Below are 17414 nucleotides of genomic sequence, written 5' to 3' on the forward strand. Positions count from 1 at the left end.
CATGCAATGGGAAGTTGTGATCGGGCTGGAAATTCATACCCAGCTCGCCACCCAGTCGAAGATTTTCTCCGGCAGCGCCACCACGTTCGGCTCCGAGCCGAACACCCAGGCCAGCCTGATCGACCTGGGCATGCCCGGCGTACTGCCGGTGCTCAACGAAGAAGCCGTGCGCATGGCCTGCATGTTCGGCCTGGCGATCGACGCCGAAATCGGCGAGCACAACGTGTTCGCGCGCAAGAACTACTTCTACCCCGACCTGCCCAAGGGCTACCAGATCAGCCAGATGGAGCTGCCGATCGTCGGCAAGGGCTACCTGGACATCGCCCTTGAAGACGGCACCGTCAAGCGCATCGGCATCACCCGCGCACACCTGGAGGAAGACGCCGGCAAGAGCCTGCACGAAGACTTCAGCGGCGCCACCGGCATCGACCTGAACCGCGCCGGCACGCCGCTGCTGGAAATCGTCTCCGAGCCGGAAATGCGCAGCGCCAAGGAAGCCGTGGCCTACGTCAAGGCGATCCACGCACTGGTGCGCTACCTGGGCATCTGCGACGGCAACATGGCCGAGGGCTCGCTGCGCTGCGACTGCAACGTGTCGATCCGGCCCAAGGGCCAGGTCGAGTTCGGCACCCGCTGCGAGATCAAGAACGTCAACTCGTTCCGCTTCATCGAGAAGGCGATCAACACCGAGGTGCAGCGCCAGATCGAACTGATCGAGGATGGCGGCCGGGTGATCCAGGAAACCCGCCTGTACGACCCGAACAAGGACGAGACCCGCTCCATGCGCAGCAAGGAGGAGGCCAACGACTACCGTTACTTCCCCGACCCGGACCTGCTGCCGGTGGTCATCGAGCCGGCGTTCCTCGACGCCATCCGCGCCACCCTGCCCGAACTGCCGCCACAGAAGCGCGAGCGCTTCCAGAGCCAGTTCGGCCTGTCGGCCTACGACGCCAACGTGCTGGCCTCCAGCCGCGAGCAGGCCGACTACTTCGAGCAGGTGGTCGGTGTGTGCGGCGATGCCAAGCTGGCGGCCAACTGGGTCATGGTCGAGCTGGGCAGCCTGCTGAACAAGCTGGGCCTGGAGATCGACCAGGCGCCGGTCAGCGCCGCGCAACTGGGCGGCATGCTGCAGCGCATTCTGGACAACACCATCAGCGGCAAGATCGCCAAGGTGGTGTTCGAGAAGATGGCCGCCGGTGAAGGCGATGCCGACCAGATCATCGAGGCCGAAGGCCTGAAACAGGTGACCGACACCGGCGCGATCGAGAAGGTGCTGGACGAAGTGCTGGCGGCCAACGCCGAGCAGGTCGAGCAGTACCGCGCGGCGGACGAGGCCAAGCGCGGCAAGATGTTCGGCTTCTTCGTCGGCCAGGCGATGAAGGCGTCCAAGGGCAAGGCCAACCCGCAACAGGTGAACCAATTGCTCAAGAGCAAGCTCGAAGGCTGAACCGCGTCGCCTGCATTCGCCGGCAACGCCGGCTCCTACAAGGACGCACCAATCCCTGCAGGAGCCGGCGTTGCCGGCGAAGGCCACACCACGGAGTAACCGGATACATGTGGCGTCCCCTCAGCGCACTGCTCGCGCTTTTCACCCTGCTCGCCGGCTGTGCCAGCCACACCCTCGACCCCCGCGGTTACGACCAGACCGGCACCGCCTCCTATTACGGTTCCCGCCATCACGGCAAGCGTACCGCCAGTGGCGAACCCTTCGACCAGCACGGCCTGACCGCCGCCCATCGCAGCCTGCCCTTCGGCACCCGCGTGCAGGTCACCAACCTCGCCAACGACCGCCGCGTCGTGGTACGCATCAACGACCGCGGCCCGCATACCCGGGGTCGACTCATCGACCTGTCACGCGCCGCCGCCGACCAACTGGGCATGCTCCGTAGCGGAACCGCGCGGGTACGGGTACAAAGTCTCAGCAACTGACCCTGCTTCGGAGCACGACCATTTTCGACCTGGCCGCTTTACCCACCTTCAGCCTGCTGCAACTGGCCCTGGGCCTGCTGCTGCTGATCACCGGCGCCGAACTGCTGGTGCGCGCCGCCCTGCGCCTGGCCGCCAGCCTGCAGGTGCGTCCGCTGATCATCGGCCTGAGCCTGGTGGCCTTCGGCAGCAGCGCCCCGCAACTGACCGTAAGCCTGCAGGCGGCCTACACCGGCGCACCCGACGTGGCGGTGGGCAGCGTGATCGGCAGCAACATCTTCAACGTGCTGGTCACCCTGGGCCTGGCCGCCCTGATCATCCCCCTGCGCGTTTCGCGGCAACTGGTACGCCTGGATATCCCGCTGATGATCGGCGCCAGCCTGCTGGTGTACCTGCTGGCCCTGGACGAACGCATCGGCCGCCTCGAAGGCGCCCTGCTGCTGCTCGGGCTGGTTGCCTACCTGGCCATCCTGTGGCACCAGTCACGCCACCACGCACGCACCTACCCCGCCCCCGGCCCGCGGCCGCAGCGTGGCGTCGGCTTCTGGTTCGGCACCCTGGCACTGATGCTCACCGGCCTGGGCCTGCTGAGCCTGGCCGGGCACCTGTTGCTGGAGGCAGCAGTGGAAGTGGCCGTCGACCTGGGCCTGTCGGAGCGGGTGATCGGCCTGACCGTGGTGGCGGTATGCACCTCGCTGCCGGAGCTGGCCACCTCGCTGATCGCCGCCTTGCGCGGCGAGCGTGAAATCGCCGTGGGCAACGTGATCGGCAGCAACCTGTTCAACCTGCTGGCGGTGCTCGGGCTGACCGCGCTGGTGGCCCCGGTGCCGCTGTCGATCTCGCCCAACGCGCTGGCCTTCGACCTGCCGGTGATGCTCGGCGTGGCCGTGCTGACCCTGCCGGTGTTCTATTCCGGCTACCGCGTCACCCGCGCCGAAGGTCTGGTGTTCCTGTGTCTTTACCTGGCCTATGGTCTGCACGTGGTGGCCTTCACCACCGGCATGCCGCTGGCCAACCGTCTGGAGCAGCTGATGCTGCTTTATGTCCTGCCGACGCTGGCGGTGGTGCTGATGTACACCACCGTGCGCGCCTGGCGCCGCCAACACTAAGGAAAACAACATGGGCGAGAGCAACAAAACCGGCGAACAGGTTCGCCGCCAGGTCATGGGCGATGCATTCGTGGACCGTGCACTGGGCAATGCCACCGAGTTCACCGAGCCGCTGCAGGCGTTCGTCAACGAGCACGCCTGGGGCAGCGTGTGGAGCCGCGAAGGCCTGCCGCTGAAAACCCGCAGCCTGATCACCCTGGCGGCGCTGACCGCGCTCAAGTGCCCGCAGGAGCTCAAGGGCCACGTGCGTGGCGCCCTGAACAACGGCTGTACGGTGGAAGAGATTCGCGAGGCGTTGCTGCATTGCGCCGTGTACGCCGGCGTACCGGCGGCGATCGATGCGTTTCGCGCCGCCCAGGAAGTGATCGACAGCTACCAGCAGGGCTGACCGATCACCCCGCAGGGCCGTCAGCCGGCGACGGCGGCGGCCTTCTGCCCCTTCTTCTTGAGCCAGAACGCCACGCCCAGGGTGGCGATCCAGGCCGGAATCAGCAGTACCGAGATGCGGATCGGCGGGGTCAGGTACATCACCACCAGAATCAGCACGATGAACGCCAGGCACAGGTAATTGGTCACCGGGTGCCCCCAGCTCTTGTAGAAGGTCGACTCGCCGGCAGCGATCTTGGCCTTGCGAAATTTCAGGTGGGTGATGCTGATGCTCGCCCAGTTGATCACCAGTGCCGACACCGCCAGCGCCATCAGCAGGCCGAAGGCTTCGCCCGGCATCAGGTAGTTGATCAGCACGCACAGGCCGGTGGCCACCGCCGATACGCCCAGCGCCGCCAGCGGCACGCCACGACGGTTGATCTTGAGCAGTGCGCGCGGCGCATCACCCTGGCTGGCCAGGCCGAACAGCATGCGGCTGTTGCAGTACACGCAGCTGTTGTACACCGACAGCGCGGCAGTCAGCACCACCACGTTGAGAATGGTGGCCACCAGGTTGCTGTCCAGGTTGTGGAAGATCATCACGAACGGGCTGCCGCCCTGCACCACCTTCTGCCAGGGGTACAGCGACAGCAGCACCGCCAGTGCGCCGATGTAGAAGATCAGGATGCGGTACACCACCTGGTTGGTCGCGCGTGGAATGCTGTAGCGCGGGTTGTCCGCCTCGGCCGCGGTGATGCCGACCAGCTCCAGCCCGCCGAAGGAGAACATGATCACCGCCATCGCCATCACCAGCCCGGTGATGCCATTGGGGAAGAACCCGCCGTACTGCCACAGGTTGGCCACGCTGGCATCCGGCCCGCCGCTGCCGCTGGCCAGCAGCCAGGCGCCGAAGCCGATCATGCTGACGATGGCGATCACCTTGACCAGCGCGAACCAGAATTCCAGCTCGCCGTACACCTTGACCTGGGTGAGGTTGATCAGGTTGATCGCCACGAAGAAGATCGCTGCAGTGGCCCAGGTGGGAAAGTCCGGCCACCAGTACTGCACGTAGATACCCACCGCCGTCAGCTCGGCCATGCCCACCAGCACATAGACCACCCAGTAGTTCCAGCCCGAGACGAAGCCAGCGAACTCGTTCCAGTAGCGGTGCGCAAAGTGGCTGAAGCTGCCCGCCACCGGTTCCTCGACCACCATCTCACCCAGCTGGCGCATGATGAAAAAGGCCATCAGGCCGGCGATGGCGTAGCCCAGCAGCACGGCAGGGCCTGCCATCTGGATGGTCTGGGCGATGCCCAGGAACAACCCGGTGCCGATGGCGCCGCCCAGCGCGATCAACTGGATGTGACGGTTCTTCAGGCCGCGATGCAAACGCTCGGGCGTGATCTGGTCTTGCATGAAGTGTCCTCAGGCAGGGAGGCCGTTATTTTGAGTGTGGGCGACAGGATCTAGATCCAGCCGCCCCACTGCAAGATAAATATGCCGATATTCGTCGTAACTGCGGCCATCAGCGTGGTAATCACGATGATCGAGGCGGCCAGCTGGTGATTGCCGTTGGCCGCGCGCGCCATCACGTAGCTGGACGCGGCGGTGGGGCTGGCGATGTACAGGAACAGCACCCCCAGCTCCGCGCCGCGAAAGCCGCACAACCAGGCACCGAAGGTGGTCAGCAGCGGCAGCCACACCATCTTTACCAGGCTGGCACTCAGCGCCATGCGCCCGCTGGCGTGCAACGAGGCCATCGACAGCGTGCCGCCGATGCAGATCAGCGCCAGCGGCAGGGTCATCTGCGCCAGATAGTCACCGGAGGTCAGCAGCCAGTTGGGCAGCCCCACCTTGGCATACGCCAGCACGCCGGCCACCAGCACACTGATGATCAGCGGGTTGCGCAGGATGCTCTTGAGGATGCTCCAGGGGTCGGACTTGATGGTCGGGCTGTACACCGCCAGCACCACGGCCGACAGCGAGTTGTAGAGCAGGATCACCAGCCCGGCCAGCACCGCGCCGATGGAGATGCCATGATCGCCGTACATGCTCCCGGCCAGCGCCAGGCCGATGACCGCATTGTTGCCGCGAAAGCCGCCCTGGGCGTAGATGCCGCGATCTTCACGGGGGCAGCGCCAGATCGCGATCAGCCAGGCCAGGCCGAAACTGCCCAGGGTGGCGACGGTGAAGTACAGCAGCAGCGAGGGCTGGACCGCCGCCTCGAGATCGGCGTGGTAGATGCCCAGAAACAGCAGCGCCGGCATGCTCACGTTGAACACCAGGGCCGAGGCGGTCTGGATGAAGCTGTCGTTGATGGCGTTGATGCGGCGCAGCAGCACGCCCATGAACATCATCGCGAACACCGGCGCGGTGATGTTCAGGGTCTGGAGAAAAAGGGCGAGCATGCAGGTGGTCCCGTCGGCGTCGTTAGGGAGCTAATCATACGTCAACCTTGGGGCTGCCACGCAGCCTCTTCGCCGGCCTTGCCGGCGAAGAGGCCCTGAGGTTCAGCGCCGAACCGGGCGCTTCTGCAATTTGCGCTGCAGGGTACGCCGGTGCATGCCCAGCGCCCGCGCCGTGGCCGAGATATTGCCCTCATGCTCGGTCAGCACACGCTGGATGTGCTCCCACTGCAGGCGGTCCACCGACATCGGGTTTTCCGGTACCAGCGTGTCCAGGTCGGCGTGCTCGGACGCCAGCGCCGCCAGCACGTCGTCGGCATCGGCCGGCTTGCACAGGTAATTGCAAGCGCCGCGCTTGATCGCCTCCACCGCGGTGGCAATGCTCGAATAGCCGGTGAGGATCACCACGCGCATCTCCGGGTCCAGTTCCAGCAGCTTGGGCAGCAGCACCAGCCCGGAGTCGCCCTCCATCTTCAGGTCCAGCGTGGCGTAGTCCGGCACGTCCTGCTGGGCAATCTGCAGGCCCTCTTCGGCAGAACCCGCCGTGCTCACGCGAAACCCGCGCCGGCTCATGGCCCGGGCCATCACCCGGGTAAACGTGGCGTCGTCATCCACCAGCAGCAGGTGCGGCAGCTCTTCGCCTTCAGCCTGAATTTCATCACTCATCACACGTCTCCTCGCGCGTCACGCGGCAGGCGCAGCTCGGTGAGCGTACCGCCTTCCTCATGACTATAGAGTTTTACCGAGCCGCCAGCACGGGTCACGCTGGCCTTGCTCAAGAACAGGCCCAGGCCGAAGCCCTTGCCCTTGGTGGTAAAGAAGGGTTTGCCGATCTGCTCGGCGATCGCCACCGGCACGCCGGGGCCATGGTCGCGAATGCTGATCACGATGTCCTCGGCGTCCCAGTCCAGGTACACCTCCAGGTCATTGGGGCAGGCATCGGCTGCATTGTTCAACAGGTTCAGCAGGGCCTGGGTCAGGTCCGGCGGCGGCGCCAGGCGCGGCACCGTACCCTGGCCCAGGCGCTGGAAGCGATAGCTGGCCTCGGGGCGCATCAGGTGCCAGCGGTTGAGCGCCTCGTCCAGCCAGAAGCTCGCCTCCTGCTCTTGCACCGCCATGCGCCGGTTGGCCTCGGCGGCGCGCACCAGGTTCTGCAAGGTGTGCTTGCACTGCTTGACCTGCTCCTGCAGCGTCTCCAGGTCTTCCTGCAGCAGCGGGTCGGTGTGGTCCTGGCGCATCTCGTTGATCAGCACGCTCATGGTCGCCAGCGGCGTACCCAGCTCATGGGCGGCACCGGCGGCCTGGGTGGCCACGGCCAGCAGTTGCTGGTCGCGCAGGCCTTCCTCGCGGCGCTGGGCCTGGAACTGCTGCTGGCGACGCAGCTCTTCGGCCATCTTGGCGGCAAAGAAGGTGATCACCCCGGCGGCCAGGGCAAAACTCAGCCACATGCCGTAGATCTGCATCTTCTCGCGGGCCATGGGGAAGGTTTCGAGCGGGAAGTACTGCACCAGCAGCAGGGTGTAGGCCACCAGCGCAATGCCCGACAGAATCAGCGAATACAGCCATGGCAGCGTCACCGCGGCAATCGCCAGGGGCACCAGGTAATAGGACACGAAGGGGTTGGTCGAGCCCCCGGAAAAATACAGCAGCGCACTGTGGATCAGCAGGTCGCAGGCCAGCTGCACCGCATACTCCAGCTCGGTGACCGGCAGCGAGGTGCGCAGCCGGATGGCCGTGAGCACGCACAGCACCATGGAGAACCCCAGGGTGATGCTCAGCGCCAGCCACGGCAGTGGCAGCAGTTCGGTCCAGTAGGCGACCGCCACCGAACCGGCCTGGGCGGCCAGCACCAAGGTGCGGATGAAGGTCAGGCGCCAGAGGTTCTGACGTGTGGCAGACAGCATGAGTACGGGGGCGAGCATGAGCTCTCCTGATGAGTGCTCCAGGTGAATCGTGGCGAGTATACCCAAGCTGCACCCCGCGCTGCAGCAATGCGGCAAAGCGCCACAGGCACACCGGCATCGATGATGGCTTTTTGAACCTCGTCGGTTTGTGCGAGTCTGATGGGGTCTGCGTGGTCGGGATCGACCGCCGCCACGCCTCAATTTCAAGGAGTTGCCCATGCACACTGTGTCTCGCGCCAGTACCACCCTCGTCCTCGCGACCGGCCTGTTTGCCAGCTTTGCGGCACTGGCCGACGAGCCTCGCTACAACCAGGTTTCACTGCGCGCCGAAGCCAGCAAGGAAGTCGCCCGCGACCTGATGGTCGTGACCCTGTACACCGAGGCGCAGAACACCGACCCGGCCAAGCTGGCCAACGAGATCACCACCAGCATGAACAAGGCGCTGGAAAAGGCCCGTGCGGTCAAGGACGTCAAGCTCAGCCAGGACAGCCGCAACAGCTACCCGATCTACGACAACAAGAACCAGAAGATCACCGGCTGGCGCGAACGTGCCGAGCTGCGCCTGGAAAGCGCGAACTTCCCGGCGCTGTCCAAGCTCACCGGCGAGCTGCTGCAGGACCTGAAGATGGGCGGGATGGATTTCGCCATCGCCCCGGCCACCCGCAAGAGCAGCGAAGACGCCCTGCTCAAGGATGCCATCGACGCCTTCAAGGCCCGCGCCCAGCTGACCACCGAAGCCCTCGGCGGCAAGGGCTACAAGGTGGTCAACCTGAACCTCAACAGCAGCGGCTACCCGCACCCCTACGCCCGCGGTGCCATGATGATGAAGGCCAGCATGGACGCCGAAGCCGCGCCAAGCCCGGAAATCGAAGCCGGTACCAGCCAGGTCAGCCTCAGCGCCGACGGCACCATCGAAGTGCTGATGCCCTGATTCACCCGCGGGCAACGCCTGCATCGCTGTCAGCTATGGTTTGAGGGTCGCGCTGGTCAACAGGCCAGCCTCCCTGCCCGCCGAGCGGCCCCACTGGCCGCCCGGCGCACCAATGACATCGATGAGGCCAACAATGCTCAAACACGCGGTCCTTCCCTACCTGCTCGGCGCAGGCCTGCTGGCCGGCGCACCGCTGGCCCATGCGGCCAGCAACCTGGTGTTCTGCTCCGAGGGCAGCCCGGCGGGCTTCGACCCGGGCCAGTACACCACCAGCACCGACTTCGACGCCTCGGCCGAGACCGTCTTCAACCGCCTCAGCCAGTTCGAACGCGGCGGTACGGCGGTGATCCCCGGGCTTGCCACACGCTGGGACATCAGCGACGACGGCCTGAGCTACACCTTCCACCTGCGCGAAGGCGTGCAGTTCCACAGCACCGACTACTTCAAGCCCAGCCGCCCCTTCAACGCCGATGACGTGCTGTTCACCTTCAACCGCATGCTCGACAGGAACCTGCCGTTTCGCAAGGCCTACCCCACCGAGTTCCCCTACTTCACCGACATGGGCATGGACAAGAACATCGTCAAGCTCGAAAAACTCGACGAACACACGGTCAGGTTCACCCTGGCCAGCGTGGACGCCGCGTTCATCCAGAACATGGCCATGAGCTTCGCCTCGATCCAGTCCGCCGAATACGCCGAGCAACTGCTCAAGCAGGGCAAGCCGGCCGACATCAACCAGAAGCCGATCGGCACCGGCCCCTTCGTGTTCGCCAAGTACCAGAAAGACGCGCAGATCCGCTTCAAGGGCAACAAGGCCTACTGGCAACCGCAGGACGTGAAGATCGACAACCTGATCTTCGCCATCACCACCGACCCGTCGGTGCGCATGCAGAAGCTCAAGAAGAACGAATGCCAGATCACCCTGTTCCCGCACCCGGCCGACCTCAAGTCGCTGGAAGCGGACCCCAACCTGAACCTGCCGCACCAGGCCGGCTTCAACCTGGGCTACATCGCCTACAACGTGACCGACCCGATCAAGGGCACCACCGCGCCCAACCCCATGGCCCAGCTCAAGGTGCGCCAGGCCCTGGACATGGCGGTGAACAAGCAGCAGATCATCGACGCGGTGTACCAGGGCGCGGGGCAGCTGGCAGTCAATGCCATGCCGCCCACCCAGTGGAGCTACGACGACACCATCAAGGACGTGCCCTACGACCCGGCCAAAGCCAAGGCGCTGGTGCAGGAGGCCGGGGTCAGGGAGGGCACCGAGATCACCCTGTGGGCCATGCCGGTGCAACGCCCCTACAACCCCAACGCCCGGCTCATGGCCGAGATGATCCAGGCCGACTGGGCGAAGATCGGCATCAAGGCCAGCATCGTCAGCTACGAGTGGGGCGAATACATGAAGCGTGCCAAGGCCGGTGAGAACGGCGCCATGCTGATCGGCTGGAGCGGCGACAACGGCGACCCGGACAACTGGCTGGGCACCCTCTACGGCTGCGACGCGGTGAACGGCAACAACTTCTCCAAATGGTGCGACCCCGCCTACGACGCGCTGATCAAGCAGGCCAAGGCCACCCCCGACCAGGCCCGACGCACCGAGCTGTACAAGCAGGCGCAGCACATCATCAAGGCGCAGGTGCCGATCACCCCGATCGCCCATTCCACGGTGTACCAGCCGATGCGCAAGACCGTGCAGGACTTCAAGATCAGCCCCTTCGGCCTGAATGCCTTCTACGGCGTAAGCGTCAGCCAATAGACACCCAACGCGATGTTTAGCCTGTCCCTGCGGGCGCCGAGCTCATCGGTGCACGCGGGGCACTGATACCTGCTTGAAAGTTACGACACCACACCAAGATTTTTCCCACGCCTCACACCCACTTCCTTACCTTCACGCCCGCCGCCCGCGTCCCTACCGTGGAGCGCGTGGTGGTGCTGGCACCCTGCTGTCGCCGCGCCCCCACGCCTCGTACAACAACAAAGGAATGGGACCGCATGCGTATTTCTCCGGTTTTCGCCGCACTGCTGGGCCTGGGGGCACTGGCCTATGGCCCGACAGCCCTGGCCAAGGGCAACCTGGTGTTCTGCTCCGAGGGCAGCCCGGGCGGCTTCGATATCGCCCAGTACACCACCTCCATCGAAAACGACGCCGCCGAGCCGCTGTACAACGGCCTGGTGGAATTCGAACGCGGCGCCACCCGCGTCATCCCCTCGCTGGCGACCGGCTGGGACGTTTCCGATGACGGCCTGACCTATACCTTCCGCACCTTCCGCCTGCGCCAGGGCGTGAAGTTCCACGCCAACAAGGACTTCACCCCCACCCGCGACTTCAACGCCGACGACGTGCTGCTCACCTTCCAGCGCATGCTCGACCCACAGCACCCGTTTCGCGTGGCCTACCCGGCCGAGTTCCCCTACTTCGTCAGCATGGACCTGGACAAGAACATCGCCCGGGTCGAAAAGCGCGACCCCTACACGGTGGTCTTCACCCTCAACAGCGTCGATGCCGCCTTCATCCAGAACCTGGCCATGGGCTTTGCCTCGATCGTCTCGGCCGAATACGCCACCCAGCTGATGGCCAGCGGGCGGCTCAGCGACTTCGACCAGAAGCCGATCGGCACCGGCCCCTTCGTGTTCCAGCGCTACCAGAAGGATGCGCAGATCCGCTACCGGGCCAACCCCGACTACTGGGACCCGCAGCAGGTCAGGCTCGACCAGCTGATCTTCTCGATCAACACCGACGCCTCGGTGCGGGTGCAGAAGCTGCGCAAGGGGGAATGCCAGGTCACCGTCAACCCGCGCCCCGCCGACCTCAAGGCCCTGGCCGCCGACCCGAAGATCAACATGCTCGACCAGCCCGGCTTCAACCTGGGCTACATCGCCTACAACGTGCAGCACCCGCCGTTCGACCAACTGCAGGTGCGCCAGGCCATGGACATGGCGGTGAACAAGGCGGCCATCGTCAAGGCGGTGTACCAGGATGCCGGCCAACTGGCCGTGAACTTCATGCCGCCCAGCCAGTGGTCCTACGACCCGAGCATTCGCGATGCCGGCTACGACCCCGACAAGGCCCGCGCCCTGCTGGCGGCCGCCGGGGTCAAGCCCGGCACGCCCATCACCCTGTGGGCCATGCCGGTGCAGCGCCCTTACAACCCCAACGCCAAGCTGATGGCCGAGATGCTCCAGGCCGACTGGGGCAAGGTCGGGCTGGACGTGAAGATCGTCAGCTACGAATGGGGCGAGTACATCAAGCGCACCAAGAACGGCGAGCACGACGTGATGCTGCTGGGCTGGACCGGTGACAACGGCGACCCCGACAACTGGATGGGCACCCTCTACAGCTGCGGTGCCATCGGCAGCAACAACGTGTCGATGTGGTGCGACCCCGAATACGACGCCCTGGTGCAGCAGGCCAAGCGCATCACCGACCCCGCCGCGCGCACCGCGCTGTACCAGCAGGCCCAGCAGCGCATGAAGCAGCAGGTGCCGATCACCCCGGTCGCCCACTCCACCGTGCATCAACCGCTGAGCGTCCGGGTACAGGACTTCAAGGTCAGCCCGTTCGGGCGCAACAGTTTTTCGGGCGTCAGCGTCGACTGACCTCTGCCCGCCCCCTCCCAAGGTTCACCGCCGCACCCGCCGGGCTCACGAGGCCCGGCGGCTAATAAAAACATGCAAAGGAGCATCACCTTGAGACCTACCCGACACGCAGCACTTTGCCTGGCCCTTGGCGGCCTGAGCGCGCTGGCCCAGGCCGAGCCCGTCAGCCAGGATTTCGTTGCGCTTACCCTGCGCACCACCTCCGACCAGGCCCAGGCCAGCGGCTTTATCGACGGCCAGCGCCTGTCCGGCTCGACCCGCAACTGGTACGCCCACGAGCACGCCACCCGCGGGCCACTGTGGTCGTACAGCAAGCGCGACGGCAGCCGCCACCCCACCAGCAGCCGCGACAACTGGGTCCAGGGCACCCTACTCAACTACACCTCCGGCTTCACCGAGGGCACCGTGGGCCTGAGCACCGAAGTGGCGCTGTACAACGCGGTGGCCCTGCAGCGCGGTCGCGCCAGCGTGGCCGGGCCGAACAACCGCACCCTCACCCACGGCGACGGCGAGGTGCTCAACCAGTGGAGCAAGGTCGGCCTGGCCAACCTCAAGGCCCGGGTGTCCAACACCACCCTCACCGCCGGCCGCCAGTCCATCGACACCCCGGTGATCGCCTACATCGGCAGCCGCGCACTGCCCTCCAGCTTCCAGGGCGTGAGCCTGCACAGCGCCGAGTTCGACAACCTGAACTTCGACCTGGGCACCTTCGACCGCGTGTCGATGCGTACCGAGCAGGGCCAGAGCAAGTTTCGCTCCGAGTATGGCGATTCCCGCCAGTTCACCGACCGGGTCAGCATGGCCGGGGTCAACTACCAGCCGCTGCAGAGCCTGAGCACCAGCCTCTACGTGTCCAAGGTCGAGGACCTGTGGAACCAGTACTACTTCGGCGCCAACCACCTGCTGGGCGACAACGCGGTGCTGGGCCTGAACACCGGGCTCAACTACTACAAGACCCGCGACGCCGGCCGGAGCAAGCTGGGCGCCATCGACAACGACACCTTCAGCCTGTCGCTGGCCCTGACCCACCAGGCGCACACCGTGTCGGTCGCCTACCAGCAGGTCAACGGCAACGAGTACTTCGACTACCTGCACGACACCAACGCGATCTTCCTGGCCAACTCGCTGCTGTCGGACTTCAACGGCCCCAACGAGAAATCACTGCAGATCGGCTACGTGCTGAACATGGCCCCCTTCGGCGTGCCCGGCCTCAAGTTCAACCTGTACAACGCCCGCGGCTGGGGCATCGACGGCACCCATTACAAGGGCGGTGGCTACGACGTGAAGAATCTCGACGGCGAGCACCACGACGAATGGGGCATCGGCACCAGCTATGCCGTACAAGGCGGCGCGTTCAAGGACACCACCGTGCGCGCCACCTACACCACCCACCGCGCCAGCAAATTGCAGGGTGACGGGAGCCTGAACGAGGTGCGCGTGGTCACAACCATTCCGTTCAACATCCTCTAGGGCGGCAGGTCGCGGCCGATTCGCCGAATCGGCCGCGATGGCTACGCTGGTTTAATCGAATGCAGGGAAGTGTCATGAAACAGTCAACCCTACAGGCTGCCCTTGCAGCCATCCTGTTGAGCGCCGCAGCCCCGCTGATGGCCAAGCCCCTGGTGGTGTGCACCGAGGCCAGCCCCGAGGGCTTCGACATCGTGCAGTACACCACGGCCGTCACCGCCGATGCCGCCGCAGAAACCCTGTTCAACCGCCTGGTGGACTTCAAGCCCGGCACCACCGAGGTGCAGCCGGCCCTGGCCGAACGCTGGGAGGTCAGCCCCGACGGCCTGACCTACACCTTTCACCTGCGCAGCGGGGTCAGGTTCCACACCACCGACTACTTCACCCCCACCCGCGACCTGAACGCCGACGACGTGCTGTGGAGCTTCCAGCGCCAGCTCGACCCCGCCCACCCCTGGCACGACAAGACCAGCATCGGCTTCCCCTATTTCGAGAGCATGGGTTTCCAGCACCTGCTCAAGTCGGTGGAAAAGCTCGACCCGCACACCGTGGCGTTTCACCTGACCCGCCCCGAGGCACCGTTTCTGCGCGACCTGGCCATGGCCTTCACCTCGATCTATTCCGCCGAATACGCCGACCAGTTGCTCAAGGCCGGCACCACCGCCGAACTCAACAGCAAGCCGGTCGGCACCGGCCCGTTCATCTTCCAGCGCTACAACAAGGACGCGCAGGTGCGCTACAGGCCCAACCCGGACTACTTTCGCGGCAAGCCGCCGAGCGATGCGCTGATCTTCGCCATCACCCCCGACAACAACGTGCGCCTGCAGAAGCTGCGCGCCAACGAATGCCAGGTGGCGCTGTACCCCAAGCCCGACGACATACCCGGCATCAAGGCCGACGCGCGCCTGAAGGTGGCCGAAATGGAGGCCCTGACCACCGGCTACATCTCGCTCAACACCGAGCACAGGTACCTGAGCGACGTGCGCGTACGGCGCGCCATCAACCTGGCCTTCGACCGCGAACACCATGTCGAGCAACTGTTCGGCAAGGGCAACGCCCTGCTGGCGGTGAACCCCTACCCGCCGACCCTGATGGGCTACAACAGCCAGAACCGCAACCCGCCCCGCGACCTGGACCAGGCCCGCGCGCTGCTCAAGGAGGCCGGCGTACCCGAAGGCACCGTGCTCACCCTGTTCACCCGCAACGGCGGCGGGCCCACCAACCCCAACCCGCGCCTGAGCGCCGAGATGCTTCAGGCCGACCTCGCCCAGGTCGGCCTGAAGGTCGACATCCGCGTGATGGAATGGGCCGAGATGCTGCGCCGCGCCAAGGCCGGCGAAGCCGACATGGTGTCGGCCGGCTGGGCGGGCGACAACGGCGACCCGGACAACTTCCTGACCCCGCTGCTCAGCTGCGCCGCAGCGAAGAATGGGGAAAACTACGCACGCTGGTGCAACCCGCGATTCCAGGTGCTGATCGACCACGCCCGCGAAACCGCCGACCCCGATCAACGCGCCGCACTCTATGTCCAGGCACTGGCGGTGTACGATGAGGCCAAACCGTGGATCAACATGGCCCACCCGAAGGTGTTCACCGCCCTGCGCGAGAACGTCGAGGGCTACGTCATCAACCCGATGACCAACAACAACTTCGCCACCACGCGGGTGAAGTAGAACGATAACGCTTGCAGCGCCCGCCCCCGGGCGCTCGCAGGCATGCCTTAGGCTGATGAGGTACACCACACGATGTTTAGTTTTATTGCACGGCGTCTGGGCCTGTTGATCCCGTCGTTCTTCGGCATCACCCTGCTCACGTTCGCGCTCATACGCCTGATCCCCGGTGACCCGGTGGAGGTGATGATGGGCGAACGCAGGGTCGACCCCGAGATGCACGCCCAGGCCATGGAACGGCTCGGCCTGAACAAGCCGCTGGCGCAGCAGTACCTGGACTACGTCGGCAAGCTGGCCCAGGGCGACCTGGGCGAGTCGCTGCGTACCCGCGAAAGCGTGTGGCACGAGTTTCTCGCGCTGTTCCCCGCCACCCTCGAACTGGCCATGGCCGCGCTGCTGTTCGCCGGCATCGTCGGGCTGCTGGCCGGGGTGATCGCCGCGCTCAAGCGCGGCTCGCTGTTCGATCACGGGGTCATGGGCATCTCACTGGCCGGCTACTCGATGCCGATCTTCTGGTGGGGCCTGATCCTGATCATGTTCTTCTCGGTCGGGTTGGGCTGGACGCCGGTGTCCGGGCGCATCGACCTGCTCTACGACATCGAGCCGACCACCGGCTTCATGCTCATCGACACCCTGCTCAGCGACGAGGAAGGCGCGTTCAAGGACGCGTTGATGCACCTGATCCTGCCGGCCATCGTGCTCGGCACCATCCCGCTGGCGGTGATCGCACGCATGACCCGCTCCTCGATGCTCGAAGTGCTGCGCGAGGACTACATCCGCACCGCACGGGCCAAGGGCCTGTCGCCGGCACGGGTGGTGTTCGTGCACGGCCTGCGCAACGCGCTGATCCCGGTGCTCACGGTGGTCGGCCTGCAGGTCGGCACGTTGCTCGGTGGCGCGGTGCTTACCGAAACCATCTTTTCCTGGCCGGGCATCGGCAAATGGCTGATCGAAGCCATCGGCGCCCGTGACTACCCCGTGGTACAGAACGGCATCCTGTTGATTGCCTGCCTGGTGATCCTGGTCAACTTCGTCGTGGACATCCTCTACGGCCTGGCCAACCCACGCATCCGACATCAGCGCTGAGGCCTTCGCTCATGACCAATCCGCTTGCAAAGACCACTGCCGTCGACGCCGCGCCGCTCGACCAGAGCCTGCTCTACCCCTCCCCCTACAAGGAATTCTGGCACGCCTTCTCGCGTAACAAGGGCGCGGTGGCCGGCCTGCTGTTCATGTGCCTGATCGTGTTCTGCGCGCTGTTCGCCCCGTGGGTGGCGCCGCACAACCCCAGCGAGCAGTACCGCGACTTCCTGCTGACCCCGCCGGTATGGCTCGAAGGCGGCCAGTGGCAGTTTCTGCTGGGTACCGACGAGCTGGGCCGCGACCTGCTCTCGCGGCTGATCCAGGGTTCGCGCCTGTCGCTGCTGATCGGCCTGTCGTCGGTACTGATCTCGCTGATCCCGGGCGTGCTGCTGGGCCTGCTGGCCGGGTTTTTCCCGCGTCTGCTTGGCCCGTCCATCATGCGCCTGATGGACGTGATGCTGGCGCTGCCCTCGCTGCTGCTGGCGGTGGCCATCGTGGCGATCCTGGGCCCTGGCCTGATCAACACCGTGATCGCCATCGCCATCGTCTCGCTGCCGGCCTACGTGCGCCTCACCCGCGCCGCGGTAATGGGCGAGCTGAACCGCGACTACGTCACCGCCGCACGCCTGGCCGGGGCACGCCTGCCGCGCCTGATGTTCGTGACCGTGCTGCCCAACTGCATGGCGCCGCTGATCGTGCAGGCCACTCTGAGTTTCAGTTCGGCGATTCTCGATGCCGCCGCGCTGGGCTTCCTGGGCCTGGGCGTGCAACCGCCGACCCCGGAGTGGGGCACCATGCTGGCCTCGGCCCGCGACTACATCGAACGCGCCTGGTGGGTGGTCAGCCTGCCGGGCCTGACCATCCTGCTCAGCGTGCTGGCAATCAACCTGATGGGCGACGGGCTGCGCGATGCGCTGGACCCGAAACTCAAGAATGCCGCCTGAGGAGAAGCC

Annotated in this window: 15 protein-coding genes; 11 read left to right on the plus strand and 4 right to left on the minus strand. The window is 65.5% G+C overall.

All coding sequences use genetic code 11. From position 1 onward, the window contains the following. The first annotated feature begins 1 nt into the window (after nucleotide 1). From gatB to NP552_RS06490, 4 genes are all read left to right on the plus strand, one after another. Nucleotides 2–1447 carry an Asp-tRNA(Asn)/Glu-tRNA(Gln) amidotransferase subunit GatB gene (gatB, locus tag NP552_RS06475; RefSeq protein WP_054916385.1) on the plus strand — a complete coding sequence of 482 codons (1446 nt, stop codon included), beginning with the start codon at nucleotides 2–4 and terminating at the stop codon, nucleotides 1445–1447. 107 nt (nucleotides 1448–1554) lie between these two features. Then, nucleotides 1555–1929, plus strand: a complete 375-nt coding sequence (locus NP552_RS06480; protein WP_043862480.1) for a septal ring lytic transglycosylase RlpA family protein — start codon at nucleotides 1555–1557, stop codon at nucleotides 1927–1929. 62 nt (nucleotides 1930–1991) lie between these two features. After that, nucleotides 1992–3035 (plus strand): calcium/sodium antiporter, encoded by a 1044-nt coding sequence (locus NP552_RS06485; RefSeq protein WP_043862481.1) that lies wholly within the window; start codon nucleotides 1992–1994, stop codon nucleotides 3033–3035. A 10-nt stretch (nucleotides 3036–3045) separates the two neighbouring features. Then, a complete protein-coding gene (locus NP552_RS06490; RefSeq protein ID WP_043862482.1) occupies nucleotides 3046–3423 on the plus strand; it encodes a carboxymuconolactone decarboxylase family protein in 378 nt (125 codons plus the stop codon). Nucleotides 3424–3443: 20 nt separating this feature from the next. On the opposite strand, the gene NP552_RS06495 is transcribed toward NP552_RS06490, so the two are convergent. The 4 genes from NP552_RS06495 to NP552_RS06510 all read right to left on the minus strand — a co-directional run bounded on the left by NP552_RS06495 (nucleotide 3444) and on the right by NP552_RS06510 (nucleotide 7728). Continuing rightward, nucleotides 3444–4817, minus strand: a complete 1374-nt coding sequence (locus NP552_RS06495) for an amino acid permease (protein ID WP_043862483.1) — start codon at nucleotides 4815–4817, stop codon at nucleotides 3444–3446. 50 nt (nucleotides 4818–4867) lie between these two features. Further along, nucleotides 4868–5809, minus strand: a complete 942-nt coding sequence (locus NP552_RS06500) for an AEC family transporter (RefSeq protein WP_274096559.1) — start codon at nucleotides 5807–5809, stop codon at nucleotides 4868–4870. Nucleotides 5810–5911: 102 nt separating this feature from the next. Further along, nucleotides 5912–6472, minus strand: coding sequence for a response regulator transcription factor (locus tag NP552_RS06505; protein ID WP_043862485.1), 561 nt, complete (start codon nucleotides 6470–6472; stop codon nucleotides 5912–5914). Beyond that, on the minus strand, nucleotides 6472–7728 hold the full coding sequence (locus NP552_RS06510) for an ATP-binding protein (protein ID WP_054916388.1): 1257 nt from the start codon (nucleotides 7726–7728) through the stop codon (nucleotides 6472–6474). Before NP552_RS06510 ends, NP552_RS06505 begins: the two co-directional genes overlap by 1 nt. Before the next feature lie 199 nt (nucleotides 7729–7927). On the opposite strand from NP552_RS06510, the gene NP552_RS06515 reads away from it, so the two are divergent. The 7 genes from NP552_RS06515 (at nucleotide 7928) to NP552_RS06545 (ending at nucleotide 17405) form a co-directional block, all read left to right on the plus strand. Beyond that, on the plus strand, nucleotides 7928–8641 hold the full coding sequence (locus tag NP552_RS06515; RefSeq protein WP_043862487.1) for an SIMPL domain-containing protein: 714 nt from the start codon (nucleotides 7928–7930) through the stop codon (nucleotides 8639–8641). 133 nt (nucleotides 8642–8774) lie between these two features. Continuing rightward, nucleotides 8775–10400, plus strand: a complete 1626-nt coding sequence (locus tag NP552_RS06520; protein ID WP_274096560.1) for an ABC transporter substrate-binding protein — start codon at nucleotides 8775–8777, stop codon at nucleotides 10398–10400. Between the two features lie 236 nt (nucleotides 10401–10636). After that, nucleotides 10637–12241 carry an ABC transporter substrate-binding protein gene (locus NP552_RS06525; RefSeq protein WP_274096561.1) on the plus strand — a complete coding sequence of 535 codons (1605 nt, stop codon included), beginning with the start codon at nucleotides 10637–10639 and terminating at the stop codon, nucleotides 12239–12241. 72 nt (nucleotides 12242–12313) lie between these two features. Further along, nucleotides 12314–13711, plus strand: coding sequence for an OprD family porin (locus NP552_RS06530; RefSeq protein WP_274096562.1), 1398 nt, complete (start codon nucleotides 12314–12316; stop codon nucleotides 13709–13711). 74 nt (nucleotides 13712–13785) lie between these two features. After that, nucleotides 13786–15381: an ABC transporter substrate-binding protein gene (locus NP552_RS06535; RefSeq protein ID WP_054916391.1), complete on the plus strand. Its 1596-nt coding sequence runs from the start codon at nucleotides 13786–13788 to the stop codon at nucleotides 15379–15381. A 72-nt stretch (nucleotides 15382–15453) separates the two neighbouring features. Continuing rightward, a complete protein-coding gene (locus NP552_RS06540) occupies nucleotides 15454–16464 on the plus strand; it encodes an ABC transporter permease subunit (RefSeq protein WP_043862492.1) in 1011 nt (336 codons plus the stop codon). Nucleotides 16465–16475: 11 nt separating this feature from the next. After that, nucleotides 16476–17405: an ABC transporter permease subunit gene (locus NP552_RS06545; RefSeq protein WP_253087176.1), complete on the plus strand. Its 930-nt coding sequence runs from the start codon at nucleotides 16476–16478 to the stop codon at nucleotides 17403–17405. The last annotated feature ends 9 nt before the right edge of the window (nucleotides 17406–17414 follow it).

Source organism: Pseudomonas sp. 8209 (genome assembly GCF_028682105.1).
Lineage (GTDB): Bacteria > Pseudomonadota > Gammaproteobacteria > Pseudomonadales > Pseudomonadaceae > Aquipseudomonas > Aquipseudomonas palmensis.

What these genes read in the sequence shown, in the direction of transcription:
- NP552_RS06545 (WP_253087176.1), top strand. Translation starts at nt 16,476, where the DNA reads ATGACCAATCCGCTTGCAAAGACCACTGCCGTCGACGCCGCGCCGCTC.
- NP552_RS06515 (WP_043862487.1), top strand. Translation starts at nt 7,928, where the DNA reads ATGCACACTGTGTCTCGCGCCAGTACCACCCTCGTCCTCGCGACCGGC.
- NP552_RS06530 (WP_274096562.1), top strand. Translation starts at nt 12,314, where the DNA reads ATGCAAAGGAGCATCACCTTGAGACCTACCCGACACGCAGCACTTTGC.
- gatB (WP_054916385.1), top strand. Translation starts at nt 2, where the DNA reads ATGCAATGGGAAGTTGTGATCGGGCTGGAAATTCATACCCAGCTCGCC.
- NP552_RS06500 (WP_274096559.1), bottom strand. Translation starts at nt 5,809, where the DNA reads ATGCTCGCCCTTTTTCTCCAGACCCTGAACATCACCGCGCCGGTGTTC.
- NP552_RS06520 (WP_274096560.1), top strand. Translation starts at nt 8,775, where the DNA reads ATGCTCAAACACGCGGTCCTTCCCTACCTGCTCGGCGCAGGCCTGCTG.
- NP552_RS06505 (WP_043862485.1), bottom strand. Translation starts at nt 6,472, where the DNA reads ATGAGTGATGAAATTCAGGCTGAAGGCGAAGAGCTGCCGCACCTGCTG.
- NP552_RS06495 (WP_043862483.1), bottom strand. Translation starts at nt 4,817, where the DNA reads ATGCAAGACCAGATCACGCCCGAGCGTTTGCATCGCGGCCTGAAGAAC.
- NP552_RS06480 (WP_043862480.1), top strand. Translation starts at nt 1,555, where the DNA reads ATGTGGCGTCCCCTCAGCGCACTGCTCGCGCTTTTCACCCTGCTCGCC.
- NP552_RS06510 (WP_054916388.1), bottom strand. Translation starts at nt 7,728, where the DNA reads ATGCTCGCCCCCGTACTCATGCTGTCTGCCACACGTCAGAACCTCTGG.
- NP552_RS06540 (WP_043862492.1), top strand. Translation starts at nt 15,454, where the DNA reads ATGTTTAGTTTTATTGCACGGCGTCTGGGCCTGTTGATCCCGTCGTTC.
- NP552_RS06525 (WP_274096561.1), top strand. Translation starts at nt 10,637, where the DNA reads ATGCGTATTTCTCCGGTTTTCGCCGCACTGCTGGGCCTGGGGGCACTG.
- NP552_RS06490 (WP_043862482.1), top strand. Translation starts at nt 3,046, where the DNA reads ATGGGCGAGAGCAACAAAACCGGCGAACAGGTTCGCCGCCAGGTCATG.
- NP552_RS06535 (WP_054916391.1), top strand. Translation starts at nt 13,786, where the DNA reads ATGAAACAGTCAACCCTACAGGCTGCCCTTGCAGCCATCCTGTTGAGC.